Source organism: Lewinella sp. IMCC34191 (assembly GCF_003390935.1).
GTDB lineage: Bacteria > Bacteroidota > Bacteroidia > Chitinophagales > Saprospiraceae > Neolewinella.
Map to the genome: position 1 here is coordinate 858055 of NZ_QNQZ01000001.1, position 25927 is coordinate 883981.

At 56.4% G+C, this 25927-nt stretch carries 19 protein-coding genes and 2 tRNA genes; 12 read left to right on the forward strand and 9 right to left on the reverse strand.

The window, feature by feature from the left end; genetic code table 11:
• Positions 1-5 precede the first annotated feature (5 nt).
• Together DRW39_RS03425 and DRW39_RS03430 are read left to right on the forward strand one after the other, a co-directional pair.
• Positions 6-3398, forward strand: a complete 3393-nt coding sequence (locus DRW39_RS03425) for a VCBS repeat-containing protein (RefSeq protein ID WP_157975908.1) — start codon at positions 6-8, stop codon at positions 3396-3398.
• Between the two features lie 31 nt (positions 3399-3429).
• The gene (locus DRW39_RS03430; protein WP_116105565.1) at positions 3430-3987 is read left to right on the forward strand and encodes an NUDIX hydrolase; all 558 of its coding nucleotides are present in this window, start codon (positions 3430-3432) and stop codon (positions 3985-3987) included.
• Here DRW39_RS03430 and kdsB read toward each other — a convergent pair.
• Genes kdsB through DRW39_RS03450 form a run of 4 tightly spaced genes read right to left on the reverse strand, consistent with a single transcriptional unit; the run spans position 3980 to position 7423 of the window.
• A complete protein-coding gene (gene kdsB / locus DRW39_RS03435) occupies positions 3980-4714 on the reverse strand; it encodes a 3-deoxy-manno-octulosonate cytidylyltransferase (protein WP_116105566.1) in 735 nt (244 codons plus the stop codon). The genes DRW39_RS03430 and kdsB overlap by 8 nt on opposite strands.
• Positions 4711-5376, reverse strand: a complete 666-nt coding sequence (locus DRW39_RS03440) for a 3-oxoacid CoA-transferase subunit B (RefSeq protein WP_116105567.1) — start codon at positions 5374-5376, stop codon at positions 4711-4713. The genes kdsB and DRW39_RS03440 overlap by 4 nt, the downstream gene beginning before the upstream one ends.
• Before the next feature lie 3 nt (positions 5377-5379).
• Positions 5380-6069, reverse strand: a complete 690-nt coding sequence (locus DRW39_RS03445) for a CoA transferase subunit A (protein ID WP_198664778.1) — start codon at positions 6067-6069, stop codon at positions 5380-5382.
• 16 nt (positions 6070-6085) lie between these two features.
• On the reverse strand, positions 6086-7423 hold the full coding sequence (locus DRW39_RS03450) for a DNA recombination protein RmuC (protein ID WP_116105568.1): 1338 nt from the start codon (positions 7421-7423) through the stop codon (positions 6086-6088).
• Between the two features lie 106 nt (positions 7424-7529).
• Here DRW39_RS03450 and DRW39_RS03455 point away from each other — a divergent pair, with 106 nt between their 5' ends.
• Positions 7530-9407, forward strand: a complete 1878-nt coding sequence (locus tag DRW39_RS03455; RefSeq protein ID WP_157975909.1) for a serine hydrolase domain-containing protein — start codon at positions 7530-7532, stop codon at positions 9405-9407.
• Here the strand turns inward: DRW39_RS03455 and DRW39_RS03460 are convergent, their stop codons facing one another.
• Together DRW39_RS03460 and DRW39_RS03465 are read right to left on the reverse strand one after the other, a co-directional pair.
• Positions 9408-10058 carry a protein-L-isoaspartate(D-aspartate) O-methyltransferase gene (locus DRW39_RS03460; RefSeq protein ID WP_116105570.1) on the reverse strand — a complete coding sequence of 217 codons (651 nt, stop codon included), beginning with the start codon at positions 10056-10058 and terminating at the stop codon, positions 9408-9410.
• Position 10059: 1 nt separating this feature from the next.
• Positions 10060-10524, reverse strand: coding sequence for a nucleoside triphosphate pyrophosphohydrolase family protein (locus DRW39_RS03465; protein WP_116105571.1), 465 nt, complete (start codon positions 10522-10524; stop codon positions 10060-10062).
• Between the two features lie 388 nt (positions 10525-10912).
• Here DRW39_RS03465 and gltB point away from each other — a divergent pair, with 388 nt between their 5' ends.
• From gltB to DRW39_RS03485, 4 genes are all read left to right on the forward strand, one after another.
• The gene (gene gltB / locus DRW39_RS03470) at positions 10913-15466 is read left to right on the forward strand and encodes a glutamate synthase large subunit (RefSeq protein ID WP_116105572.1); all 4554 of its coding nucleotides are present in this window, start codon (positions 10913-10915) and stop codon (positions 15464-15466) included.
• Positions 15467-15504: 38 nt separating this feature from the next.
• Complete coding sequence (locus DRW39_RS03475; protein ID WP_116105573.1) at positions 15505-16986, forward strand: glutamate synthase subunit beta; 1482 nt, start codon at positions 15505-15507, stop codon at positions 16984-16986.
• Between the two features lie 84 nt (positions 16987-17070).
• Positions 17071-18057: an aldo/keto reductase gene (locus tag DRW39_RS03480; protein WP_116105574.1), complete on the forward strand. Its 987-nt coding sequence runs from the start codon at positions 17071-17073 to the stop codon at positions 18055-18057.
• 181 nt (positions 18058-18238) lie between these two features.
• Complete coding sequence (locus DRW39_RS03485) at positions 18239-19156, forward strand: hypothetical protein (RefSeq protein WP_116105575.1); 918 nt, start codon at positions 18239-18241, stop codon at positions 19154-19156.
• 1 nt (position 19157) lies between these two features.
• On the opposite strand, the gene DRW39_RS03490 is transcribed toward DRW39_RS03485, so the two are convergent.
• Entirely contained in the window at positions 19158-20393 is a 1236-nt protein-coding gene (locus DRW39_RS03490; protein ID WP_116105576.1) for a DEAD/DEAH box helicase, read from the reverse strand.
• Positions 20394-20504: 111 nt separating this feature from the next.
• On the opposite strand from DRW39_RS03490, the gene pncA reads away from it, so the two are divergent.
• The 5 genes from pncA (at position 20505) to DRW39_RS03515 (ending at position 24227) form a co-directional block, all read left to right on the forward strand.
• Positions 20505-21116 carry a bifunctional nicotinamidase/pyrazinamidase gene (pncA, locus tag DRW39_RS03495; RefSeq protein ID WP_116105577.1) on the forward strand — a complete coding sequence of 204 codons (612 nt, stop codon included), beginning with the start codon at positions 20505-20507 and terminating at the stop codon, positions 21114-21116.
• Between the two features lie 197 nt (positions 21117-21313).
• Positions 21314-22558 carry a redoxin domain-containing protein gene (locus tag DRW39_RS03500; protein WP_198664779.1) on the forward strand — a complete coding sequence of 415 codons (1245 nt, stop codon included), beginning with the start codon at positions 21314-21316 and terminating at the stop codon, positions 22556-22558.
• A gap of 52 nt (positions 22559-22610) precedes the next feature.
• Positions 22611-23924, forward strand: a complete 1314-nt coding sequence (gene rimO, locus DRW39_RS03505; protein WP_116105578.1) for a 30S ribosomal protein S12 methylthiotransferase RimO — start codon at positions 22611-22613, stop codon at positions 23922-23924.
• A gap of 50 nt (positions 23925-23974) precedes the next feature.
• Positions 23975-24056: transfer RNA gene (locus DRW39_RS03510), tRNA-Leu, on the forward strand.
• Positions 24057-24143: 87 nt separating this feature from the next.
• Positions 24144-24227: transfer RNA gene (locus tag DRW39_RS03515), tRNA-Leu, on the forward strand.
• 63 nt (positions 24228-24290) lie between these two features.
• Here DRW39_RS03515 and DRW39_RS03520 read toward each other — a convergent pair.
• Both DRW39_RS03520 and DRW39_RS03525 read right to left on the reverse strand, forming a co-directional pair.
• Positions 24291-25295 carry an SPOR domain-containing protein gene (locus DRW39_RS03520; protein ID WP_157975910.1) on the reverse strand — a complete coding sequence of 335 codons (1005 nt, stop codon included), beginning with the start codon at positions 25293-25295 and terminating at the stop codon, positions 24291-24293.
• Between the two features lie 26 nt (positions 25296-25321).
• Positions 25322-25876, reverse strand: coding sequence for a YqgE/AlgH family protein (locus tag DRW39_RS03525; protein ID WP_116105580.1), 555 nt, complete (start codon positions 25874-25876; stop codon positions 25322-25324).
• Positions 25877-25927 lie beyond the last annotated feature (51 nt).

Genomic DNA, 25927 nt, shown 5'->3' on the forward strand with positions numbered 1-25927 from the left:
TCGCTGTGTACGTACTTCATCACCTACCGCCGGTTTCTCCCATTGCATTGTCAATAGCGCTGCTTGGGCTGGTCTTCACCTTATTTGGCTGCGAAAAGGGACGGGGCGCTGAACCCGAATCGGCTGGTTTCACCTTGTTGCAGTCCGACCGCACCGGCCTGGATTTCACGAACAGCCCGCAGTTATCGGAGGAGCTGAACGTCTTCAACTACATGTACTTCTACAATGGCGGGGGACTGGCGGCCGGCGACTTTAATAACGATGGATTACCCGATCTATACTTCACCGCCAACCGGGACCGAAACGCGCTGTACATCAACCAAGGTGACCTTCGCTTCCGGGAAGTAACGGACATCGCCGGCCTGGCCGGTCAGCCGGGCTGGACGACTGGCGCCTCCGTGGTAGACATCAACCAGGATGGACGGCTGGATATTTATGTCAGTCAGGTAAGCGGGTACGCCGGACTCACCGGCCACAACCAGTTGTACATCAATGAGGGTGTCGATGAAGCGGGGATACCGTTGTTCAGCGAATCCGCGCAGATGTATGGGCTGGACCAGCAGGGATTCGGAACCCAGGCCGTATTCTTCGACTATGACGGAGACGGCGATCTCGACTGCTTCCAACTCAACCACTCCGTGCACCAAAACGGAACCTTCGGACCACGAGCGAGCTTTGCCGACGAGGATAGACATCCATTGGCCGGTGACCGACTGCTGCGCAACGATGGATTACCCGACGGAAAAGGCAACGGGGGATTCACCGACGTCAGTGCGGAGGCCGGAATCATCGGTACGGCGCTCGGCTACGGCCTGGGGGTTTCGGTCGGTGACGTGAATAACGACGGGTGGCCGGATTTGTACGTCGGGAACGACTTCCACGAAAACGACTACCTCTACATTAATCAGGGTAACGGTACCTTCCGGGAGGCACTGACGGAGATGCTTCGCCACACGAGTCGCTTTACCATGGGCGTAGATCTGGCCGATATCAATAATGATGGGTATACCGACATCTTCAGCCTGGATATGCTACCGGAAGATCCCATCATCCTCAAGCAATCCCTAGCAGAAGACGGATACGACGTATTTCGATTCAAGCTGGGTTTCGGATACAATCCTCAATTTTCGCGCAACACCCTCCAACTTAATAACGGAGACGATACCTACAGCGAAATTGCCGCCCAAGCCGGGATACACGCTACCGACTGGTCGTGGGCCCCGCTCTTTTTCGATATGGACGATGACGGACACACGGACCTATTCATCAGCAATGGTATCCCCAGGCGGATGAACGATATAGACTGGATCAACTTCAAGACCCAGGACAACCGGGAGCAGGTCGCCGAGGGCGGGGAAGTACCCGACGACGAACTCGACTACGTCACCAAGATGCCCCAGATCAAACTGCGGAACAAATTTTACCGCAATTCAGGGAAGCTGCACTTCCAGGATCTCTCGGACGGGGTGGCCGGAGCGGTCGAATCCTATTCCAACAGCGCGGTGTACATCGATTTGGATAGCGACGGTGACCTGGATATCGTCACGAATAACATCGAGGACAATCCTTTCATCTACCGAAACGATCTACGGCTAAAGGAAGCGGAGCAGGGGGATACTACCGGGGCATACTTGCAATTACGATTCAACGGACCAGAAGGAAACCGCAATGCCGTAGGGGCCAGCGTAATCGTATACGGTAAAGAAAAACGCCAGCGGTTTGAAAATTACCCCGCGCGAGGGTTTCAATCCTCGGCACAGGCACCACTGCATCTGGGGTTGGGAGATTCCGGTGCCGTCGACTCTATACTGGTGGTTTGGCCGGACCGTACGTATACAAGGATCCGGCCCGACGAATTTAATTCGAGCATATCGGTCACCTATCAACCGAATCTTCCTCTCTATGACTTTTCGGGCATTGGCTTATCGTTTGCCGGAGCAGAATTGAGCGACGAAGCCGGTCCTTTGGGCATTCGGCACCGGCACGTAGAAAACCAATTCGTCGACTTTAATCGCGAACCGCTTATTCCCCATATGGTATCTACCGAAGGACCCGCTTTAGCCGTCGGTGACATAACCGGGGACGGCCTGGAGGATTTCTTCGTCGGCTCCGCAAAACGAGAACGTAGCGTGTTCTACGTACAAACAACCAGGGGCGTTTTTCAGCGAATGCCCGTTCCAGAGATTGAGAAGGACAGCATCTTCGAGGACGTGGATGCCGCGCTTGCGGATCTGGATAACGACGGGGATTTGGACCTGATTATCTCGGCCGGCGGGAACGAATACGAACGAGAGCACGAGCCGCGTAGGCAGCGTAGTTACCTGAACGATGGCAGCGGCAATTTCCAGCGTCACGACGTGCTCCAAGACGTGTTCGCCACGGCGTCCAAAGTGCTCCCGCAGGACTATGACGGGGATGGTCTGGTGGATCTGGTCGTTACCGGGCGTGTGGTTCCGAACGCATACGGGGAAACCCCAAAATCTTATCTTTTTCGCAACACCGGAAATTTGACATTCACGGATGTGACGGCGGAGGTGGCCCCTACCTTATCCGAAATGGGACGAATTACCGATGCGGAATGGGCGGACCTGAACGATGACGGAAATCCGGATCTGGTAGTGGCCATCGAGTGGGGATACGTTACGGCGCTGATGAACGAGGATGGCCGCTTTATCCCAAAGCGCCTAAGTGAGCAAACGGGATGGTGGACGAGCCTTTGCGTCGTCGATGCCGACCAGGACGGAAAGCTGGATGTACTCGCCGGAAATTTTGGCACCAACAACAAGCTGCAACCCGACGCTCAACATCCGGTACGCCTCCGTGTCAATGATTTTGACGGGAATGGGCGTCAGGAAACCGTACTTACCTACTTCGTGGGCGACCGCGAATTGCCGTTCGCTAACTATGCTGAGTTGGTCAAGCAATTGCCCGGTTTGAAGAAAAAGTACATCTACGCCCGCGATTTTGCCCGCGCCGATCCGGCCGAATTATTCGGGCCAAGCTGGGAGGATGCCGAGACCCTTGAAATACAGTCGATGGTGAGCGTCCTTCTCCGACAGGATAATTACGGAGAGTTTACAAGTGAGCCGCTTCCGGAGAGATTGCAGTGGTCATCGATCCATGCGATTCAACAGCTTCCCGATCAGGATGATGGGACTCGTTTTCTGGTGGGCGGGAACTTCCTTAACGCTAACATTGAAATGGGTTGGTACGATGCCGGAAGGCTGGCGGTACTTACGATAAACAGAGCGGGCGAAATGCAGGTGGCTTACCCGGAAGGTGCCGCCTTCGGCCAGGTTAGAAACATGGAGGCCATCGAGCTCGGGGATACGGAACGCGCCTACCTCGTTGCTTTCAACAACGATTCCTTGCGACTATACAGAGACTCGGTCAAGTAAAGAACCAGGCCTAAAGCGACTATCTTGCAGGATGAATTACTGTTCCCATTGCGGTTCGGCAGACCTGGTGCTGCGGGTACCCGAGCAAGATAACCAGGAGCGGATCGTCTGTGCCAATTGCCAGACCATTCACTACCAGAACCCGAAGGTGGTCACGGGCTGCCTGCCGGTGTGGCAGGACCAGGTACTACTTTGCCGCCGTGCCATCGAACCGCGGCACGGCCTGTGGAACGTACCCAGCGGGTATCTGGAAAACGGCGAAAGCGTGGAAGCCGGTGCCCGACGGGAGGTGCGCGAGGAGGCCGCCGCGGAGGTAGAAGTTAATTACCTGATCACCTTGTACAACTTACAGAAGGTGAATCAGGTATATCTGCAGTTCGTTGGGAACCTGGTGGATGGTAAGTTCGGGGTAGGGCCCGAATCACTCGAATGCCGCCTGTTCCGTGAGGATGAAATCCCCTGGGATGACATTGCCTTTACCAGTTCGACGTACACCCTGCGTGCGTATTTTCAGAACCGGAAACTCGGTACACAGACTTTCTACCGGGCCAGTTTTCCGGAGTTATCACCGGGACTACCGATTAGCTGAACCGACGCAGCGCTTCCTCCAGATCGGCGGGCGTATCGATGCCCAGGCTGGGCCGGTCGGTCAGGGCGACCTGTATGGCGTACCCCGCCGATAGCCAACGTAGTTGTTCCAGACTTTCTTCCCGCTCCAACTTGGCCGGAGCCAGGTTAGTGAGTTCGGGCAGAATCTCCGCGCGGAAGGCATACATGCCGATGTGTTGCAGGTGCTTTTCTTCCTCTATCCAGCGACCGATGGGAATATCCCGTAGGTAGGGGATGGCGTGGCGACTAAAGTAAAGCGCCCGGCCCCGTTCGTCGCGCACCACCTTGACTACATTAGGCGATAGCAGCGCATGCTCGTCCCGAACCGGCGCGGCCAGCGTCGCCAAATCGGTGTCTTTATCTTCAAAGCAGCGAAGAATGGCGTCGATCTGATCCGGACGAATAAAGGGTTCGTCCCCCTGGACGTTAATTACGATGCGTGCGTCGGGATAGTGTGTCGCGGCTTCGGCCACGCGGTCCGTACCGGAGGGGTGGTCGGGAGCGGTCATGCGGACCTCGCCGCCGAAGTCGCGCACGTGGTCGTAGATGCGGGAGTCATCGGTAGCTACCATGACTTGGTCGATGGCGGGAACCCGGCTGACGGCTTGGTATACGCGTTTTACCAGCGTTTCACCGCCCAAATCCACTAAGGGCTTACCCGGAAAGCGTGTACTCGCGTAACGCGCGGGAATGACGGCCAGGATCACGCTCTTCCGAGTTGCATTTCCGGAATGTCCCCTTCCACTACCAGGCGACCCGCGGTGGCGTCCTTGATTTGCTGTACGCTTACTCCCGGGGCCCTTTCCAGTAGGCGGAAACCCCGGTCGGCGGTCACCTCGAGCACGGCCATATTCGTCACTATCTTCTTTACGCAGTTGACACCGGTCAGGGGTAGGGTACACTCCGGGAGTAGCTTGGACTCGCCGGCCCGGTTGGTGTGCATCATGGCTACGATAATGTTCTCCGCGGAGGCAACGAGGTCCATGGCGCCACCCATTCCCTTGACGAGCTTGCCGGGGATCTTCCAGTTGGCGATATCCCCGGTGTCGGAAACTTCCATCGCTCCAAGAACGGTGAGTTGGATGTGCTGCCCGCGGATCATGGCAAAGCTGGTGGCACTGTCGAAGATGGCGGCGCCCGGAAGGGCCGTAATGGTCTGCTTACCCGCGTTAATCAGATCCGCGTCGACGTCTTCTTCCCGTGGAAAGGGGCCCATGCCTAAAATGCCGTTTTCGGACTGAAAGGTCACTTCAATATTTTCGGGGACGAAATTGGCTACCAGGGTCGGGATGCCAATCCCCAGATTGACGTACCAGCCGTCTTGTAGCTCCTGCGAAATGCGTTGCGCTATTCCTGTTTTATCTAGCATGGCTTAGCGGGTTGTGCGTTGTTCGATACGTTTCTCGTAATTCTTGCCCTCGAATATCCGCTGGACGAAAACGCCGGGGGTGTGAATCTGATTTGGGTCAAGTTCCCCGGGTTCGACCAATTCCTCCACCTCGGCGATGGTGATGGTGCCGGCCATCGCCATGACGGGGTTAAAATTACGCGCGGTACCCTTGTAGATCAGGTTGCCGTCGCGATCGCCCTTCCACGCCTTAACGATGGCGAAATCAGCGGTCAGTGCCATCTCCAGGATGTGCGGCTTACCGTTAAACTCTCGCACTTCCTTTCCTTCACCTACTTCGGTACCGTAGCCTGCGGGCGTGAAAAAGGCCGGGATTCCGGCGCCGCCCGCCCGGCACCGTTCGGCGAGGCTGCCCTGGGGAATCAGGTCGACTTCCAGGTCGCCACTCAGCATTTGGCGCTCGAATTCGGCGTTCTCGCCTACGTAGCTGGCGATCATTTTACGGATTTGGCGGCTCTGTAATAGTAGACCCAATCCGAAGTCATCGACTCCGGCATTATTCGATATACAGGTCAGGTCGGTAATGCCACTTTCGGCGAGGGCCGCAATGGTCTTTTCCGGGATGCCGCACAGCCCGAAGCCACCGAGCATCAGGGTCATCCCGTCCTTAATTCCTTCGATAGCCGCCCGGGCATCGGAAACGGTTTTTTGCATGATCTTTGGTTTGGGTTTACTCTTCCTCCAGCAGTCGGCTGTCGATCCGCCGTTTGGCCTTGGCGCCCAACTTACGAAGTTTTTCCGCACGACCGATGAGGGTGGCACCGTACTTGCCGCCCGTGCTGAGTTTGGTCAGGGCGGACTGGTAGGATGTCTGCGCCTGATCCAGCCGGTGACCGATTTTCTGCAGCTCATCCGTGAAACTGACGAAGCTATCGTAAAGCAAGCCGCTCTGGCGCGCGATTTCCAGGACGTTTTTCTTCTGATTGTCTTGCTTCCATATATAGCTTACCGTTCGCAGCGTCGCCAACAGGGTAGAGGGCGTCACCAGCACGATGTTTTTCTGGAGGGCTTCGATGAATAGTTGCCGGTCGGTCTGCAGGGCCAGTCCCAGTGCCGGTTCGATGGGCACGAACAACAGCAGATAATCGGGCGAATTGATCTGATACAGGCGCGTGTAATTTTTGCTGGCCAGATCGGAAACGTGGTTGCGCAGGCTGCGAAGGTGGTTGCCGGCTTCGAAGCGCCGCGCCGCCTGGTCGTCCTCCGGGCAGCTGCAGTAGCGTTCGTAGGCGGTCAGGGAAACCTTACTATCGACGATAAGGTGCTTGTTGTCCGGCAAATTGATGATGAAGTCCGGTCGTTTTTGGCGACCGTCTTCATCCGTATAGCTTGACTGGGAGAAAAAGTGTACCCCTTCCTGCAATCCACTGGATTCCAAGAGCGTCAACAGTTGCCATTCGCCCCAATCCCCCTGAACCTTAGTATTTCCCCGTAGGGCACCGGCTAAGTTATTGGCCTCCAGGCTTATTTGGCGGTTGAGTTCCTGTAAGTTCTTAATTTCCGTACGCAGCGTTACGCGCTCCTTCGTTTCGTCGAGGTAGCGTTTCTGGATTTGATCTTCGAAACCCTGAATCCTCTCCTTTAGCGGAGCCAGGATACCGTCCAGTTGACGCGCGTTCTGTAGGGTGAACCGATCGCTTTTCTCCTGAAAGAGTCGTTCCGCGGTTTTTTCGAAGTGCGCGATGGAAGCGTTCTGGAGGCGCTCCATTTCCGACTTTTCGTGCGTCAGTCGCTGTTCCAAATGCTCGTTCTTGGCGGATAGGGTGGCGTTTTGTGACTTCAGTTCCGCAACCGCCTGGATGTGTTCCTGGAGATTCTCGTAGTGCAGGTCTGCATCGCTGCGCAGCTGGTCGTAGAGCTCCCGGCCGACATAATCGCGTTTTACGCCCTCCTTTTCCAGGTGTGTTCGGCTCAGACGGGACTGGATGTACAACCAGGCGAGAAGCGCACCCATTATAATACCCAGACCGGTTAGTAGGAAGTAGAGTAGGGCGGTGTTAGCTTCCATGCTGGCAAGGTAGCACCGAGAATTTATATTAAGACGGCAATAAGCCGTGTCCCAGAACGTTCGCGCCCCAATGAATTTGAAGCTTTTAGCATTAGTAAGTTGTCTCTTGTTTTTTTCCGCCAAGGAAAACCCCAGCCAAGGCTGGGGGGATTGGGTGGTGAGTTGGGTTTCGGAATTGCTCTGGGGAGAAGCGGAACCGGAGGAGCCGGTTATCATGCCCGAACCCGACGCCATTCGGGAGCTTTCGCTAATCCAGGGGTCCGACACCCTGGCGACGCCTTATGGTTGGCCTGTTCTCAGTCTGGACGTAGAAGGAGACATCGAGCGGGGGAAGGAAGTCAACCGGTCGATGACGCTCGTGCAACAGGCCGGTGAGCGGCTTCCCCTGGACCGGCTTAAGCCGTTGCGGATCGTTTACCGCGAGGGGGAGGAGCCACGGAGCGTGATCGAGATGGCCCGCCGCTTCACCGATGTGCAGCCGGTATCGTTTACGAAGGAAACCGCGGTGGCGCTGCCTTATGCCCGGAAGATGCCAACGGTTGTAGTGGTGAAGGATGTTCCCGGCGTCGCCAGGGGACAGCGTTGGTATGATGATCTGCGCAGTGTAGACAGTCTGATTCTCGTGCATTACGGAGATGCCGATCTGGTGGACATACCCGATAGCTGGACATGGATTAACCTCTCACTGGAATCCAAGGAAGCGGCGAACTCCGTAGTACAGGCGATTTTTGGAGCCCGCGCGCTGCGGGGTAGGCTAATTGACGGACGGGGTACTTCAATGCCCGCTGTCCGGTCAGGATACCGCGAACCGGAAGAGATGGGCATTGACCGCTTCCGATTCGATAAAATCGACCATGCCGTGAACCGGGCAATACGGTACCATGCCACTCCGGGAGCCCAACTTACAGTGATGAAGGGCGGGCAAATCATATACGAGCGCTCCTACGGCTTTCACCGCTATGCTAAGGAAGAACCCGTGAAGGTCTCGGACCTTTATGATCTGGCGTCCGTAACAAAGGCGGCGGCTACAACGCTGGCGGTTATGAAATTGTACGACGAGGGGCGAATCGATCTCGAGGCACGGGTATCCGATTACCTCCCCGAATACGCCGATAAGGTCCCGGGTAACTACCGCATCGATCAGTTGCTCAGTCACCATACCGGTATACAACCCAGCCTGCCGATCTATCCGTACTTCAACGACGAATTCATCCAGGATGCCCCGGATCCGCTTCACGGCTTGCCGCTGAGTACCACACGTTGGCTGGATAACCGCACGCCAGATCTGCTTCGGCATTCGCTCGATCATGTAGAATTTACGCGGCAACCCACGTACCGGTACAGCGACGTGAACTATGTGCTGCTGCAATTGATCGTGGAGTCGATCAGCGGTAAGCCACTCGATAGCTTTGTAGCGGAGCATTTCTACGAACCCATGGGTCTAAATCGGTTGACGTTTCGACCGCGCGATCATTACCCGGAACGGCAACTTATACCCACCATTGTCGACAAATGGATGGGGCGCGGAGAGCTTCACGGCTATGTTCACGATGAGGGGGCTGCCATGCTGGGCGGGGTAGCCGGGCATGCCGGTCTGTTTGGTAACGCGCACGATTTGGCTCGCCTATTTCAATTGCTGAATGATCGGGGTGTTTATGCCGGAAAGCAGCTCATCTCCGAAAAAACAGTTGATCTCTTTACCCGTCGGAGTCCGTATAATCATCGCGCCCTGGGCTTCGATCGTCTGGCGGGTTCCTACGGTAGCGTCATCTCAGCGGGAGCATCCAATAGGACGGTCGGACACACCGGTTACACCGGGACCTGCGTATGGGCGGATCCCGACGAAGACCTGGTCTTCGTATTCCTCACCAATCGCATCCACCCCGACCCGGCAAACGAGCGCCTGCTGGAGTACCATACCCGTAGTCAGATTCATCGCGATGTCTACCGGGCACTTCGGACTTACCGAAATGACGCAGCCTGATTAGGCCAGCCCTTCCCGGAAAGGGACGAAGCGGCACAACCCCAGTTCCTCGCGATCGAAGTCTTTCTCCGCGGTCCGTGTAATGCGAAGAAGTTGTTGGTGCTCATCCTCCGGTCCGACGGGTATGACGAGGATCCCACCGATGCTGAGTTGTTCCAGCAGGGCGGGAGGTACGTCTGCGGCGCCGGCCGTAGCCAGTATGCGATCGAAGGGAGCCATCTCCGGGACCCCTTTGTTTCCATCCCTCAGAAAAAACCGGATGCCGCGATCTAGGCGGAGCTTTTTGAGGGTCAGGCGGGCTTTTTTGTACAGCGGCTTATGACGTTCCACGGTGAAGACCCGCCCGCCCAGTAGGGACAACACGGCAGCCTGGTAACCCGAGCCAGTACCGATCTCCAACACCTTTTGACGGGGAAGCAACTGTAGTGCAGTGCTCTGCCACGCCACCGTGGTTGGCTGACTGATGGTTTGATCGCAATCGATGGGGAAGGGTTCGTCCCGGTATGCCCATTCCGAGAAGGTGCTTTCCAGGAAGGCGTGTCTGGGAATATTCGCCATGACGTTGAGTACCCGGTCATCGAATTCCTCCCGTGCGCGCAATTGATCGATCAGGCGTTTGCGCTGACCCCGATGACGAAAAGCATCTTCCATATTATTTGAGTTGAGCGGCCAGGTCGGCGGGAGAGTAGTTTATATTTTTCAGCACTTTATTATCGGAGTTTCGGTATACCAGGTAATGATCCCCGTTATGTTCCACGCGACCATCCTGGTCCAGCGTCCGGTAGTAACGAACGGTGGCCTCCGCCTCCTCCTGCGAGCTGCAGGTCTTGCTCATATTGGACCTGTGCACCTCGTCAAATAAGGCACGGAACTTATCACCCAATCCGAATTCAAGAACTGTGCCGCTGAGAACGTACTGCAAGTCCGCCAGCGCGTCAGCAACCTCCACCAGGTCACCCTGGTTAATGGCTTCCCGTAGTTCGTTTAACTCCTCCTGTAGCAGATTCACCCGCAGGGCACACCGATCCGGTGGAGGAATAGTGGGGTTCGGGAGGACCGGGACATGGAAAGTGCGGTGAAACTCGGCTACCGAGGCAAGCGAATCGGGACTTTTCATACAAGTTGTTTGGCTTTCGGCAAATATAACAAAGGACTGGCGCAGCACCGACCTGATGACGCATGCGTTGATGCCGTGGAACATATATTCTTATTTCCTTCGGTCCGATAAAAATTTTGGAATTATAGAAGAAAAGCAGCGATCTTATTGTATACTTGACAATTACCGATCAGAATAAATTTTACTTAATCCGATTACGGTAGAATTAAAATTGTGTATTGGATGTGCTTAACGAATAAATTCTTTTGAATTTAAAAGTCTGCCGTCCGGAATTTGAAATTCCGGTCAGTAAAAAGCATTGGATAATCGTCCGTGGAACATTGTGTAGGTGTAAGCTCCGAAGTATATTGTGCATCCAAACATTACGTACGACTACTTACAGCGACCTATGCAGCACCAAGCGAAAACTACCCACGACGACGGCTTGTACGTACCCCATCTGGAGTCTGATGCCTGTGGTACCGGTTTCATTGCCAATCTGAACGGGGAGGCAAAACACAGCATCGTAAAGGACGCCCTTTATATGCTTGCGAACATGGAACACCGGGGCGCCTGTGGATGTGAACCTAACTCCGGGGACGGAGCAGGTATCCTTACCCAGGTACCGCATGAGTTCTTCAAGCGGAAACTCTCCGAAATGGGGAAAGAGCTTCCTGAATTCGGGAAGTACGGTATCGGGCAGTTGTTCCTTCCCGCGGAGAAAGAACTCAGCCAGCGTTGCCGCTTCCTTTTTGAGGATTACTGTGACGAATTAGGGTTCGACGTGATTACCTACCGTAAGAACCCTCATGACGCTGACGAGGTAGGACCGACCTCCGTCGGTGCCCAGCCCCGCATGGAACAGATCTTCGTGAAGCCGCGTACCGATTTGGCGCCAGCCGACCTGGAGCGCAAATTATACGTACTGCGCAAATTTGCCACGCACCGGATCCATACCACCTATCCGGAAACGCGCGACCAGTTCTACCTCTGCTCTTTCAGCTATAAGACAATCGTTTACAAGGGGCAATTGACGACCTGGCAGCTTTCCGGCTTCTACCACGATCTGCAAGACCTGGGATACAAGTCGGCCATCGCTTTGGTCCACAGCCGTTTCTCGACCAATACGGTTCCGAAGTGGAAGCTTGCTCAGCCCTTCCGCATGATTGCCCACAACGGGGAGATCAACACCGTACAGGGTAACGTCAACTGGTGGAAGTCGAAGGAAAGCCTTATCCGGGAAACCTCCCGCTTCACCGAGGAGGAGCTGGATATGATCTATCCGGTGTGCGGTTCCATGCTGTCCGATTCGGCCAACTTCGATAACGTGCTGGAATTCCTCACGATGAACGGCATGAGCATTCCGCATGCCCTCATGATGATGATTCCCGAAGCGTGGCAGCACGACGAGGAGATGCCCGACTATAAGAAGGCCTTCTACGAATACAGCAAGGCCCTGATGGAGCCCTGGGATGGACCCGCGTCAATTTGCTTTACCGACGGCATCCTCGTAGGGGCTACACTTGACCGAAACGGTCTTCGCCCGAGCCGCTACTGCCTGCTCGATGATAATACGCTCATCGTGGCGTCGGAGGCCGGCGCCCTGAAAGTAGATCAGAAGAAGGTCGTAAAGAAAGGTCGCCTGCAACCGGGGCGTATCCTGGTCGCGGACCTGGACGAGCACCGCGTAATCGGTGACGAAGAACTGAAAGAGATCATCTGCCAGCGTCTGCCGTACCGCGACTGGCTCGATGAGCACAAGCAGGATATCAAAAACTTACCCCTTAGCCGGAAGGCCGAGGTAAGCATGGACCAAAAAACGCTGTTCCGCCGGCTGCAGCTGTTTGGCTATACCAAGGAGGACCTCAGCGTGATGCTGGAACCCATGATCAAGGAAGGAAAGGACCCGATCGGATCCATGGGTAGCGATACCCCGCTTGCGGTGCTCTCCCTGCACAGCCAGCACATCGCGAATTATTTCAAGCAGCTCTTCGCCCAGGTGACGAACCCACCTATCGATCCCATCCGGGAGCGGAGTGTAATGTCGCTCTACGCTATGCTAGGAAGTTCGAGCAACATCCTAAAGGCCGAAGCTGCAAACTCCACCTACATCCACCTCGATACCCCCATTCTGTCTAACGATGAGGTAGCTAAACTACGGGAATTGCACCACCGGAAATTCCGGGCCGGGGTAATCAACACCGTATTTCCCGCGGACGGTCAGGCCGGCCGCCTGCAGGCCGCTATCGAGCACATCCGCGCGCAGGCGCAGTCGATGGTACAGAGCGGTTACAATATCCTCCTGTTGAGCGATCGGGAAGCGGATAGTCACAGTGCACCGGTTCCCAGCCTGCTTGCCCTCGGTGCGGTACACCATCACCTGGTCGAATTGGGCCTGCGGGCGAAAACCAGCCTGGTCGTGGAAAGCGGAGATATTCGGGAAACCCACCACGTGGCCACTTTGATTGGTTACGGTGCGAGTGCCGTAAACCCCTACATGGCTTATGCCGCCCTGGCGGATCTCCACGCCCGCAACGTTTTCGAGGCGGAAAACTACGAGGTCAAGGATGTCATCAAGATCTACCGCAAGGCCATCGGTAAGGGAGTGCTGAAGATCATGTCTAAAATTGGCATTTCGACCCTACAATCATACCAGGGTGCTCAGATCTTTGAGATTCTGGGTCTTAACCGGAAAGTCGTCGACGAATGTTTCCGGGGGTCGATCAGTCGGATCGAAGGAATCGGCTACGACGGACTGGCCAGCGAAGTACTGGTTCGGCACCGGCTGGCCTATCCAAAGGAATATGTACCCAATCCCAAGCTCGAAGTAGGTGGGGTCTACCAGTGGAAGCGCCGGGGAGAGGCCCATACCTTCAATCCGAAGAGTATCCATTACCTGCAGATCGCCGCACGGAAGAACGATCAGGACGCCTACTATAAGTACCGTGATGCCATCAACGAGCAGGCCGAGAAGGCGCTGACCCTGCGCGGACTGCTTACCTTCCGGAAGGGCGATCCCATCCCCATCGAGGAGGTCGAACCCGCCGAGGACATCATGAAGCGTTTCGCTACCGGAGCGATGTCCTTCGGGTCCATCAGCTGGGAGGCTCATACGACGCTGGCCATCGCCATGAATCAGATCGGCGCGCGTTCAAACTCCGGAGAGGGCGGGGAAGATGAAATTCGCTTCGAACTGGATGAGAAAGGCCGCAATATGCGTTCGGCCATCAAACAGGTAGCCTCCGGACGTTTCGGCGTAACCAGCCATTACCTGACCAACGCCGACGAGCTGCAGATCAAAATGGCCCAGGGCGCCAAACCCGGTGAGGGCGGGCAGCTGCCCGGTCACAAGGTCGACGACTGGATCGGTCGCGTGCGGAAGTCTACCCCCGGGGTAGGGCTAATTTCGCCACCTCCCCACCACGATATCTACAGCATTGAAGACCTGGCCCAGCTGATCTTCGACCTGAAGAACGCCAACCGTCGGGCGCGTATCAACGTCAAGCTGGTCTCTAAAGCCGGGGTAGGTATTATCGCCTCCGGCGTAGCCAAGGCCCACGCCGACGCGATCCTGATCTCCGGCCACGACGGAGGTACCGGCGCCAGCCCGCTCAGTTCCATCCGGCACGCCGGCCTTCCCTGGGAACTCGGTCTGGCCGAAAGTCACCAAACGCTGGTCAAGAACAAACTACGCGACCGGGTGACCCTGCAAACCGACGGACAGATCCGTACCGGACGCGATTTGGTCGTCGCGACGCTGCTCGGAGCGGAAGAGTACGGCGTAGCTACCGCCGCCCTCGTCGTCGAGGGCTGTATCATGATGCGTAAGTGCCACGTCAATACCTGTCCCGTAGGTATCGCCACCCAGAATCCGGAACTGCGGAAGCGCTTTACCGGTGATCCCGAGCACGTCATCAACTTCTTCCGCTTCCTCGCCGAGGACATGCGTACGATCATGGCCGAGTTAGGCTTCCGTACCGTCAATGAAATGGTCGGACGCGTCGAGCACCTGAAGATGAACAGCGAGGTCGAGCACTGGAAATACCGTAGCCTGGACCTGAGCCCGATCCTGTACAAGGAGGTCGCCGATGAAACGGTTGGACTGTACAAGCGCGTGGAGCAGGACCACGGTATCGATGACGTACTGGATCGTCGCCTCATCACGGCCGCCAAGAATGCCCTGGATGAAATGGAGCCGGTCGCCGGCACCTTTGACATCAAGAATACCGATCGCAGCGTCGGCGCCATGCTCTCCAATGAGGTCAGCCGTCGCTTCCACGCAGAAGGACTGCCCGATGGAGCGATTAAGTTCCGGTTCCGCGGCTCCGCGGGACAAAGCTTCGGGGTCTTTACCGCTAAAGGCATAGAATTCCTGCTCGAAGGAGAGGCGAACGATTACTTCGGCAAGGGACTTTCCGGTGCCCGCCTGATCGTGGTGCCGGACCGGGTGTCTACTTTCGATCCCCACGACAACATCATCATTGGTAACGTCGCCTTCTACGGCGCGACCTCCGGCGAGGCCTACATCAAGGGTATGGCCGGAGAACGCTTCGCCGTCCGTAACTCGGGTGTCAAGGCCGTGGTCGAAGGATTAGGTGATCACGGTTGCGAATACATGACCGGTGGGGTAGTGGTCGTACTGGGAAAAACCGGTAAGAACTTCGGCGCCGGCATGTCGGGAGGTATGGCGTACGTCTACGATCCTGAGAAGACGTTCCACAAGAGCCTCAACACCGAGATGGTGGATAGCGAGGAGCTGAACGACTTCGACCGCGACCTGCTTAAGCAAATGGTGCGGAACCACTTCGCCTATACCAGCTCGAAGCGTGCCCTCGACATGCTCAATAACTGGGAAGGAGAGGAAGCCAAATTCATCAAGGTCATGCCGCGCGACTACAAAGCCGTTCTCGAGAAGAAAGGAGAGCAGCCTGACGTATCCGTGAAGGTGGCCGCGGTAAGCTAGGCGGACTATTTACTTATTGACCGATAAAAGAAAACAACATGGCTGATCCAACCGGATTCCTGAAACATACCCGCGAATTACCCGAGAAGCGTGACGTTGAAGTCCGTAAGACCGACTGGCAGGAACTTTACGTACCGATGTCGGAAGAAAAGACGGTCACCCAGGCCAGTCGCTGCATGGACTGTGGCGTACCCTTCTGTCACAGTGGATGCCCACTGGGTAATATTATCCCCGAATTCAACGACGCGGTCTACGAAGAAGACTGGCGCGAAGCTTTCGAGATTCTGAGCTCCACTAACAATTTTCCGGAGTTTACCGGGCGCATCTGTCCGGCCCCCTGTGAGTCCGCCTGCGTACTGGGCATCAACCAGCCGCCGGTGGCCATCGAGCACATCGAAAAGAGTATTGCCGAGGAAGCTTTCGAGCGGGGCTACGCCCGTCCGAACCCTCCTTCCAGCCGTACAGGCAAGGCCGTCGCGGTCATCGGTTCCGGACCGGCCGGCCTGGCTGCCGCCGCCCAGCTCAATAAAGCAGGCCATACGGTAACGGTCTACGAGCGGAACTCGCGCATCGGTGGGCTGCTCCGCTATGGTATACCGGATTTCAAGATGGAGAAGTGGGTAATCGACCGTCGGATCGAACTGATGGAGGCCGAGGGCATCAAATTCCGCACCAACGCCAACGTCGGGGAAAACGTAGACGCGAAGCAGCTGGTCCGGGAGCACGATGCGGTCGTCCTGGCCGGCGGCTCCACCATCCCACGGGATATACCCAGCCAGGGCAGAGAAGCGCAGGGCGTCCATTTTGCCATGGAATTCCTGGAGCAGAACAACAAGCGCGTGGCCGGCGACGATCTCAGTGACCACTACGAGATCCACGCTCGCGACCGGGACGTGATCGTGATCGGTGGGGGCGATACCGGTGCCGACTGCGTCGGAACCAGTAACCGCCACGGCGCCCGGTCCGTCACCCAGATCGAGATCATGCCGATGCCGCCCTCGGAACGGACCCCGGACAGCTGGCCGAACTGGCCCATGATCCTCCGTACCTCAACGAGTCACGAAGAGGGTTGCGAACGCGAATGGGCCGTGCTTACGGAAGAATTTCTGAAGGACGACGAAGGACACCTCCGCGCTATCCGTACCGTCAACATCCGTTGGGGCAAGGACCAAACCGGCCGGAACACTTTCGTCAAAATTCCCGGCACCGAACGGGAATTGCCCTGTCAGCTGCTTCTGATCGCCGCCGGCTTCATGCATCCCCAGCACGAAGGGCTGCTGAATAAGCTCGGCGTCGGACTCGACGGCCGCAAGAACGTGGCCGCCAGTCCGGAGCACAACTACCAGACCTCCGTACCGAAGGTCTTTGCCGCCGGGGATATGCGTCGGGGTCAGAGCCTGGTCGTGTGGGCCATTGCGGAGGGACGGGAATGTGCCCGTTCCGTCGACAGCTTCCTGCGCGGTGGTGAATCCGTACTGGAGGGTAGGGATGAAGGTCGGTTGGAATTAGACTTTGCTTAGATTCGATTGAAATAGCAAACTAGACCTTCCGCAGAAAGCTTCGCACCTGCGCTCCGCCGCCCTGTTGCATAGGAAAATACCAGAATGAACTACCGCAAACTAGGCAAAACCAACTTCGAAGTCAGTGAAATCAGCCTTGGTACCTGGCAAGTTGGCGGAAAATGGGGAGATCCTTTCGATGACGCGAAAGCCGAACGTATTCTGAACGAGGCCATCGATCGCGGCGTCAATTTCATTGACACTGCCGACGTATACTCCGATGGACTAAGCGAAAAAGCCGTTGGTAAGGTCGTGCGCGAACGCTCCGAATACATTTACGTCGCCACCAAGTGTGGTCGGCAGATTAACCCGCATACGAACGAAAATTACACCGTCGAGGCGCTGCGTGGATACGTGGAAGAAAGCCTGCGTCGGATGAAGATCGAGCGTATCGACCTGATCCAGTTACACTCCATACCGAACGACGTTTACTACCGGCCGGAGATCTTCGGCTTATTCGAACGGCTGAAGGAGGAAGGAAAAATTCAGCACCTCGGCGTCAGCGTGGAGAAGGTCGAGGAGGCCATCAAAGCGATGGAGTACCCGAACGTGACTACCGTCCAGATTATCTTCAACGTCTTCCGGCAGCGCCCCACCGAACTCTTTTTCGACCTCGTGAAGAAGCACGATATCGGCGTTATCGCCCGTGTGCCCCTGGCCAGCGGACTGCTGACCGGTAAGTTTTCGAAGGACACGACCTTCGGGGAGGAAGATCACCGCAACTTCAACCGTAACGGCGAAGCCTTTGATAAGGGGGAAACCTTCAGTGGCATCGACTACGAGCAGGGCTTGCAGGCCGTAGAGGAACTTAAGGCCCTCTTTCCCGGCGAGAAGAACCTGGCCCCCGTAGCATTACAGTGGATTCTGAGCTATCCGGAGGTAAGCTGCGTTATCCCGGGTGCTTCGAAACTGGAGCACCTTCAATCCAATCTATCGGTGGCTGATCGCGAACCCCTGACTCCCAGCGAGGTGAAGGCAATGAATAAGATTTACGAGGAGCGAATCAAGCCCAGCGTTCACCAACTTTGGTAGCCCGGGTAATCTCACCATGCCATAGCTTCTACCATCTCAGGCAGCCCCACCGGCGTTAATTCCGGTGGTTGCCGTACCTGGGCTTGCACGAGTGAAGTTTAGAAGTTTTTGATCGGTCAATCCGCCGTCGTACGCTGCGATGGCGGATTGATCGTTTCACGGAAACCCTAAGACGCTTGGCATGGTCGGAAAAAAGCTTAAAGCCTTCGGTAAATCGAAGGGCTGGTACCTCGGAACGAATTCCGTATTTGGATTGGAGGACGGATACCTGGTCAATGTGTTTCAAAGCGCCCGGACGGAGAATCCCAGCTATAAATCCGTACACGTCGAAACCGAACCCCTTCCAGATAACGTCGCCACAATCGTCCAAGATCGTTTGACGACCCGCCAGGAGGCCCTCGGCTATCAATCGGTTGCTGTACAGGAAGGGGCGGTTACGATCGTTTTCACCGAAAGCTGGCGATCCACCTCGCCCAATAAACTGGATGCCGCGGTTAGCGCGATCATTGAAGCGTGCCGGGACGCGAATGTGCAACCGCACCATTCCGCCTACGGTACGGACGACCGACAACCATACGTTCACGACGGCAAAGGGATGCTGCTGACCGCATCGGAACGGCAGGCGATTGAAAGCAAGCTAGCCTACGCCGAACGAAAGCGTCTTCAGGAAGAGAGAGGTTATGCCAACGGGCTGATCGGGGCGGTAGCTTTCGGCGCGATCGGGGTGGTGGCCTGGGTGTCGGTCGCCTATTATCTGAACCTGATCTCTACGCTGTTGGCCTTCGGTATCGCTTTTTTGACGGTGGTGGGCTACGAGCGATTTAACGGAACGATGGGCACATGGACCAAGCCACTGCTCATCGGAGTCAACCTCCTACTCTTGGTTGCTGCCTCCTTTTTCACCTACTACATCGAATTGTACCAATACGATATGTCGATGCTGGATGCCTGGGAGTACCTGATCGGCGACCCGATGGCGAGGCGATCGTTTCTGGCTGACGTTGGCATCTCGGCACTTTTCGGTGGTGTAGGGATCTACTACATCGTAGCCAACCTAAAGACGGAGGTCGAGCCCATTCGCCCCGCCGCCGCGCTGTAGGCTATTTACGCCCTTTTTTACGCTTCCGGGTTGCTTGCTCGGCAGCTTCCAAAAGGTCTGCCATGCCCATTTGATCTTCCTGACTCAGCGTCAGGGTTTCCCGGTAATCGCCCTTATCCACCGGTATGACACGGATGGCGTGGCCGGTATAGTTTTCGATGGCCTGTAACAGCGGTTTTTCGTCGGTGGAGCAGAAGGAGTAGGCTACCCCTCTCCGTTTACCGCGGCCCGTCCGGCCAACGCGATGCACGTAATTATCCGCCTGCTCGGGCAGGTCGTAATTGACTACGTGGGTGACGTCCGGTATGTCGATACCGCGCGCGCTGACGTCGGTAGCGATCATAACCCGCTCCTCGTCGGCCCGGAAGTTATTAAGCGCTTTTTCCCGATCATCCTGTTCCATATCACCGTGTAGCGTAATCGTGGCGATACCTACCCGTTCCATGGCCTTGGCGATGCGCTCGCAGCGTACCCTGGTGCGGGCAAATACCAGCAATTTCGCGTCGGGGTTTTCCTTCACCAGTCGCTCCAGGAAGAATCGCTTGTCATCCATCTCCACGAAGACGACGGAGTGATCGACGTTCTTGCTCACCGGATCCTTCGGAGAGATTCGGATGCGGATGGGGTTTTTGACCAGGGAATAGGCCAGTTTCTTGATGCGCTCATCGATGGTGGCCGAGAAGAATAGTGTCTGGTGCTTCCGCTTCAAATGGCCGATAACACCTCGGATATCCTCGATAAAACCGAGATCGAGCATCAGGTCCGCCTCGTCGAGTACCAACGTATCGACACGCTCCAGCCGCAGCAACTGTCGGCCGAGCAGATCGTACATGCGGCCCGGGGTGGTGATGAGCAGATCGAGTTCTTTGGTCAGGCGGGCGATCTGGGGCTTGATTTCCACCCCGCCGGTGAGCCCGAGTACCTTGATGCCGGTTCCCTTGGCTAAGGATGTGAATACCTCCGTCAGTTGAAGGGCCAGTTCCCGGGTGGGTACCATGACCAGGCAGCTGATGCCTGTCTCCCGCCACTGGCTCTCCTTGCGTTCGTGCAATTTCTGCAGGATCGGAATGGCGAAGGCTGCCGTCTTTCCCGTTCCGGTTTGGGCGATCGCCAGGACATCTTCCCCATCCAGGATCGGCCGGATGGCGCGGTACTGAATATCCGTAGGTCGCTTCCAGCCCTGCTTGCCGATGTTGGTCTTTAGTTCCGGCGATAGGGGATAATCGGTAAATTTCATAGCGGAAGGGTAGGGCGGCGGAGCGCAGGTACTGGCCAAACAACGAGCCGGAAAGCCGTTTGGTTAAACCTCTAGCCCTTTCACGGATTAACTAAAGATCAAAACTACCCCATGGCCCCGGACGATACCGCGCTTATTCTCGTAGACCTGCAAGTCGATTTCATGCCCACGGGTATGCTGCCCGTACCGGAGGGGGACCAAGTAATCGACCTGGCCAATCGCCTGATGGAAGACTACCAAACGGTCGTAGCTACCCAAGACTGGCACCCCGCGAACCACGGATCCTTCGCCGCCAATCACATGTGGCGTAAGCCGGGGCAGGTCATCGATCTGAACGGCTTGCAGCAGGTCCTTTGGCCCATTCACTGCGTGCAGGATACCTGGGGTTCGGAGTTCGTGGACAATCTCCATACGGATGGTATCGACGAAGTATTTCGCAAGGGTACCGACCCGGAGATCGATAGCTATTCCGGCTTCTACGATAACGGCCACCGGAAATCCACCGGCCTGGCCGACTGGCTGCGTGGCCGGGGCATGCGCAAACTCCACGTCATGGGGCTGGCACTTGACTACTGCGTAAAATATACCGTACTCGATGGTCTGCGGGAGGGCTTTGAAGTAACGCTGCTGCGCGAGGGTACCCGGCCGGTGGATTTACAGGCCGGCGACGGGGAAGCGGCGGTGGCGGAGATGGCCGCTGGGGGGGCGGTTATCCAGGTCTAAGCATCGCATGTGTCAGGTGCGTCAAATTGGCAGACATCGGATGTGTCAGGTTCAAGGATTTTCAAAAAGCGACGACAATTGCCGAATTCTTCGATTGCGTTAGCTGAATCACGCATAAATCGTCTTGCAATTCCTAACTACCACGCCTGACACATCCGATGTCTGCAGTTTCGGCAGAACTGACACATCCGATGTTTATGCCCGTAGCCGTACTTTCAACCGTGAAACAGTCGATGATGAAAAAAACCCTTACAACGCTAAGCCTGGCAATGCTCTTTTTGGCCTGCGGATCCGATACGTCGGATGAGTCGCCTACCTCTACCTCGGTAGAGCAGGCAACCATGCCCGCCCCCAGCTACGAAGCCAATCCACAGCCGGTTGAAAAGCAGGAGGTTGCTACCTTGGAGGTCGGCAGTGCCGCACCGGACTTCCATCTTCCCGGTGCCGACGGCGAAATGCATGCCCTGGAAGATTACGCGGACGCCAAAGTTATCGTGCTGGCTTTCACGGCCAACCATTGCCCCACCGCCCAGGCCTACGAACAGCGGCTCATCGACTTTCAAAATGACTATCAGGATAAGGGTGTTCAAGTGGTTGCCATCAGTCCGAACAGTCCATTGGGACTGCTCTACGAAGAGCTGGGATACACTGATCTGAACGACGATTACGACAAGCTTGAGGTACGCGCCGATTACGCCGGTTTCAATTTCCCCTATCTATACGACGGTGATGACCACGCGGTGTCCCTGAAGTACGGCCCGGTAGCCACTCCCCATGTTTTCATCCTGGACGAAGATCGGATCCTGCGCTACACGGGACGCATGGACGAAAGCGAACGGCCCGGCACCGCCAACGCCGAAGATCTACGGGCCGCTACGGATGCCCTGCTGGCCGGCGAAGAAATAGCGGAGCCCAAGACGCCGACCTTCGGCTGTTCGACCAAGTGGGCCTGGAAAACGGAGTACAACGAGCAATCAGAAGAAAAATGGCAGGCCCGGCCCGTCACCCTTGAAAAGGCGGATCAAAAGAAAGTTAGCGAACTGGTGGCCAACGAGAATAATGACAAGCTTCGGCTCATCAACGTCTGGGCCACCTGGTGCGGACCGTGCGTGATGGAGTACCCCGAGTTCATCAAATTGCAGCGGATGTACGGTGCCCGCGATTTCGAATTCGTCTCCATTTCGGCCGACAAGCCGGATAAAGAAGACCGCGCCCTGGCGTTCCTGGAGAAGGTCCATTCCGGAGTCGATAATTACCTCTACACCGGCGAAAACATCTATGGTCTGGTCGAAGCGCTCGACCCCTCCTGGAACGGAGCGCTACCGTACACCATCCTGGTAGAACCCGGTGGAAAGGTGGTCTACAGCCACCAGGCCGAGGTTGATTTCCTGGAACTGAAACGCGCCATCGTCGAGCACGAAATGATGGGGCGGGTCTACTAGGTAGGCTCGGTAAATCGGAATGCGTACCTTTGCGGCTCCTAACCGGAACCGTATGAAAACCAGAACGCTACGCCCCGACAAAGTCAACGTCATCACGCTGGGATGCTCCAAGAATCTCGTTGATTCGGAGAACATCATCACCCAGCTCCAGGCGAATGACTACGACGTCCGCCACGACAGCAATGAGGAGGCCAACGTCGTCATCGTCAACACCTGTGGCTTTATCGATCTGGCCAAGGAGGACAGCATTAATACGATCCTGGACTATGCCGACCGGAAGTCCCGCGGGGAGATCGAACGGCTGTACGTCACCGGATGCCTGAGTCAGCGCTACAAGGACAACCTGGAGGATGAGATTCCCGAAGTCGATGATTTTTTCGGCACCATGGAATTGCCGGGGCTACTCAGTCGCTTTGAGGCGGACTACAAGCACGACCTGATCGGGGAGCGCTTCATCACCACTCCTGAGCACTACGCCTATCTGAAAATTAGCGAAGGCTGCAATCGTACCTGTTCCTTCTGCGCCATTCCCCTGATGCGGGGTGATCACGTCAGCCGCCCGATGGAAGAGTTGGTGCGTCAGGCTAAAAACTTCGCTCGAAACGGCGTAAAGGAACTGATGCTCATCGCCCAGGAGCTCACCTACTACGGTCTCGATCTCTATAAGAAACGCATGCTGCCCGAATTGCTCGAGGCGCTCGCCGCCGTCGAAGGCATTCAATGGATCCGGCTGCATTACGCTTATCCATCCAAGTTCCCCCGCGATGTATTTGAGGTGATGCGCGACCAGCCAAAGGTCTGCAACTACCTGGATATTCCGCTGCAGCACGGTTCGGATGCGGTCCTGGAGCGTATGCGGCGTCAGATCACCCGTCGGGAAACGACCGACCTGATCAATTATGCCCGTACCGTCGTCCCCGACATCGCCATCCGAACCACCTTTCTGGTGGGCTACCCGGGAGAAACGGAGGCCGAATTTGAGGAGATGTGCGATTTCGTTCGCGAAATGCGCTTCGAACGGCTGGGGGTATTCCAGTATTCCCACGAGGAAGATACGCGGGCCCACGAGGTCGAAGACGACGTGCCGGCCGAAGTAAAGGCGGAGCGGGCGGGACGCCTGATGGAGATCCAGCGAACCATCAGCCTCGAACTCAACCAGCAGCGGATTGGAAAGGAGGTCAAGGTCTTGATCGACCGCAAGGACGGTGATCACTACGTTGGTCGCACGGAATACGATAGCCCGGACGTCGATAACGAGGTACACCTGGACGCCAGTGCGGCGTACCTCCGCACCGGCGATATGGTGACCGCAAGGGTAAAGGATGCTACCGAATATGATTTAATCGCCGAACTGGTTGCGGGCTAAGCAAGCGTCTATTACTTTTGCCCTCGCTCCGGGAACGACCGGACGTATCGGCCGCTATGGCGGAATTGGTAGACGCGCTGGATTCAAAATCCAGTTCCTTCGGGAGTGTGGGTTCGATTCCCACTGGCGGTACGAATCGGGTAAAAAAAGTTTGCCCGACTGTTGCAAATAAAGATTGGCCGTATATCTTTGCGGCCCCTTACCGGGGTAACCCTTCAAGCCGGAGTGGTGAAACTGGTAGACACGCACGTTTCAGAGGCGTGTGCTTTTGCGAGCGTGGGGGTTCGACTCCCCCCTCCGGCACAGAACTTCCTAAGTTCTACCTTAGCCTCGACCCCTCACCGGGTCGGGGCTTTTTTTATGTAGCTATTCCGGGCGGCGGTCTTCCCCGTTGACGCGCATCACGAAGGCGTCCTTCGTATACCGGGCCCGGATCTCCCGCAGTACCTGGCGCAGCCGACCTTCATCGCGGTAACTTACTTCAATACCCAATCGGGTATTGCGGCCTACCGTCTCCGTGAAAGGGGTATACCCCGCTTCGCTCAGGCGACGGACCTGTTTATCGACGTTGCGCTGCCGGGCGTAGAGTCCGATGGCAATAATTGCGGTGTTTTCCGCGGCGGCAGTAGCCGTATTATCGCTAGGGCTGGATGATTGTCCGTCGTTGCCCCCCAGCGTCGGAGGCGCTTCCGGCTGAACCTGATTCGCGTCGATGGTGGGGCTTTGCTCTTCACCCCCCGCAGGAGTGACGCCTCTTTCTCGTACCGGTGGCGGCGAATCCTCCCCTCCGCTAAACTGCTCACCCAGTGCCCCGCCTAAGCGGAAAAGTAGGTACAGGACCAGCAAAAGGCCGACCAAGCCTGCGGCGTACCACAGTACCCCACCGTAGCGGTGCTGCCAGATGCCCTGCGCCGCCGGTACGACTTCTTGCCGCGGAGCCGCATCCGGAATGGGGGCGGGCGTCTTGTTCTTTTCCTTTCGAACGATCGGTTTGACGTCGATGGTCGGGAGCCCGAAGGAAGCTTTGCTGAAGTTACCTGCCCCGGCGTTAAAACGAACGTCGCCGGATTCGTGCTTATACAACTTGCCGATGCCGTCGAGGAGGACCGTGCGCCCGGCGTCCAGGCTGTCCCGGGTCTGGCGCACGAAAGCATCGGCATCGTCGGGTCCTATTTCCCGCCGTAGCCGGCCGTCATCAACCACTAAATTGGCATTGAAGGCCACCCGCGCGCAGGGGGCCGCGGCTTTTCCCTCCATGAGGCTAACCATGGCGGGCTTTTCAACAACGAGTAAGGTCCCGATACCGGGCAAGCAAACCCTGCCTTCCTCCATAAGAAGGGAACGCAGAGATGTGGTCACGGCTGAGTGCATGACGCAAAGTTAGGCGATTACGGCTACTAATTATAGCTGGGCTCCTCCCGCATGCCGGCAATGACACTGAAGGTGTTCCCTTTATTGTGCATCACCTGCGACCAGAGCTTCTCGGGCTGGCTCTTGAACAGGTAGTTGGGGTACATTGTCGCCGTGACCCAGCTTCCCCCTTCGAGTTCCTCCTGCAGTTGCCGTTCCGACCACCCACTGTAGCCGACGAAGAACCGGATATCCTGCGGCGTGATCAGTTGCTGATCGATCAGGATCTTGAGCTTTTCGTAATCGCCACCCCAGAATATACCTTTAACAACCTCGTCACTGCCCTCGAGAATGTCTCCTTTGTTATGCAAGTAGTGCACCGTATCGGTACCCACCGGTCCGCCGAAGTATACCGGGGCGTCGAAATCAGGGAAATCCTTGACCAATTCGTCTACCCGCATATTCACCTTGTGGTTGATGATGAAGCCCAGGCTTCCCTCCTCATTGTGTTCCACCAGTAAGATCGTACTGCGCTTGAAGTTCTGATCCAGCATAAACGGCTCGGCTAGAAGGATGGTACCGTTGCGAATTTCATCGGACATGCCGCGGGGGTTTACTGACCATAAAGTGCTTGCGGGCGGTCCTGGTTGAGT

What these genes read in the sequence shown, in the direction of transcription:
- rimO (WP_116105578.1), top strand. Translation starts at nt 22,611, where the DNA reads ATGAAAACCAGAACGCTACGCCCCGACAAAGTCAACGTCATCACGCTG.
- DRW39_RS03490 (WP_116105576.1), bottom strand. Translation starts at nt 20,393, where the DNA reads ATGAAATTTACCGATTATCCCCTATCGCCGGAACTAAAGACCAACATC.
- DRW39_RS03480 (WP_116105574.1), top strand. Translation starts at nt 17,071, where the DNA reads ATGAACTACCGCAAACTAGGCAAAACCAACTTCGAAGTCAGTGAAATC.
- DRW39_RS03450 (WP_116105568.1), bottom strand. Translation starts at nt 7,423, where the DNA reads ATGGAAGCTAACACCGCCCTACTCTACTTCCTACTAACCGGTCTGGGT.
- DRW39_RS03440 (WP_116105567.1), bottom strand. Translation starts at nt 5,376, where the DNA reads ATGCTAGATAAAACAGGAATAGCGCAACGCATTTCGCAGGAGCTACAA.
- pncA (WP_116105577.1), top strand. Translation starts at nt 20,505, where the DNA reads ATGGCCCCGGACGATACCGCGCTTATTCTCGTAGACCTGCAAGTCGAT.
- DRW39_RS03460 (WP_116105570.1), bottom strand. Translation starts at nt 10,058, where the DNA reads ATGGAAGATGCTTTTCGTCATCGGGGTCAGCGCAAACGCCTGATCGAT.
- DRW39_RS03475 (WP_116105573.1), top strand. Translation starts at nt 15,505, where the DNA reads ATGGCTGATCCAACCGGATTCCTGAAACATACCCGCGAATTACCCGAG.
- DRW39_RS03525 (WP_116105580.1), bottom strand. Translation starts at nt 25,876, where the DNA reads ATGTCCGATGAAATTCGCAACGGTACCATCCTTCTAGCCGAGCCGTTT.
- DRW39_RS03445 (WP_198664778.1), bottom strand. Translation starts at nt 6,069, where the DNA reads ATGCAAAAAACCGTTTCCGATGCCCGGGCGGCTATCGAAGGAATTAAG.
- DRW39_RS03485 (WP_116105575.1), top strand. Translation starts at nt 18,239, where the DNA reads ATGGTCGGAAAAAAGCTTAAAGCCTTCGGTAAATCGAAGGGCTGGTAC.
- DRW39_RS03500 (WP_198664779.1), top strand. Translation starts at nt 21,314, where the DNA reads ATGCCCGTAGCCGTACTTTCAACCGTGAAACAGTCGATGATGAAAAAA.
- DRW39_RS03520 (WP_157975910.1), bottom strand. Translation starts at nt 25,295, where the DNA reads ATGCACTCAGCCGTGACCACATCTCTGCGTTCCCTTCTTATGGAGGAA.
- DRW39_RS03465 (WP_116105571.1), bottom strand. Translation starts at nt 10,524, where the DNA reads ATGAAAAGTCCCGATTCGCTTGCCTCGGTAGCCGAGTTTCACCGCACT.
- gltB (WP_116105572.1), top strand. Translation starts at nt 10,913, where the DNA reads ATGCAGCACCAAGCGAAAACTACCCACGACGACGGCTTGTACGTACCC.
- DRW39_RS03430 (WP_116105565.1), top strand. Translation starts at nt 3,430, where the DNA reads ATGAATTACTGTTCCCATTGCGGTTCGGCAGACCTGGTGCTGCGGGTA.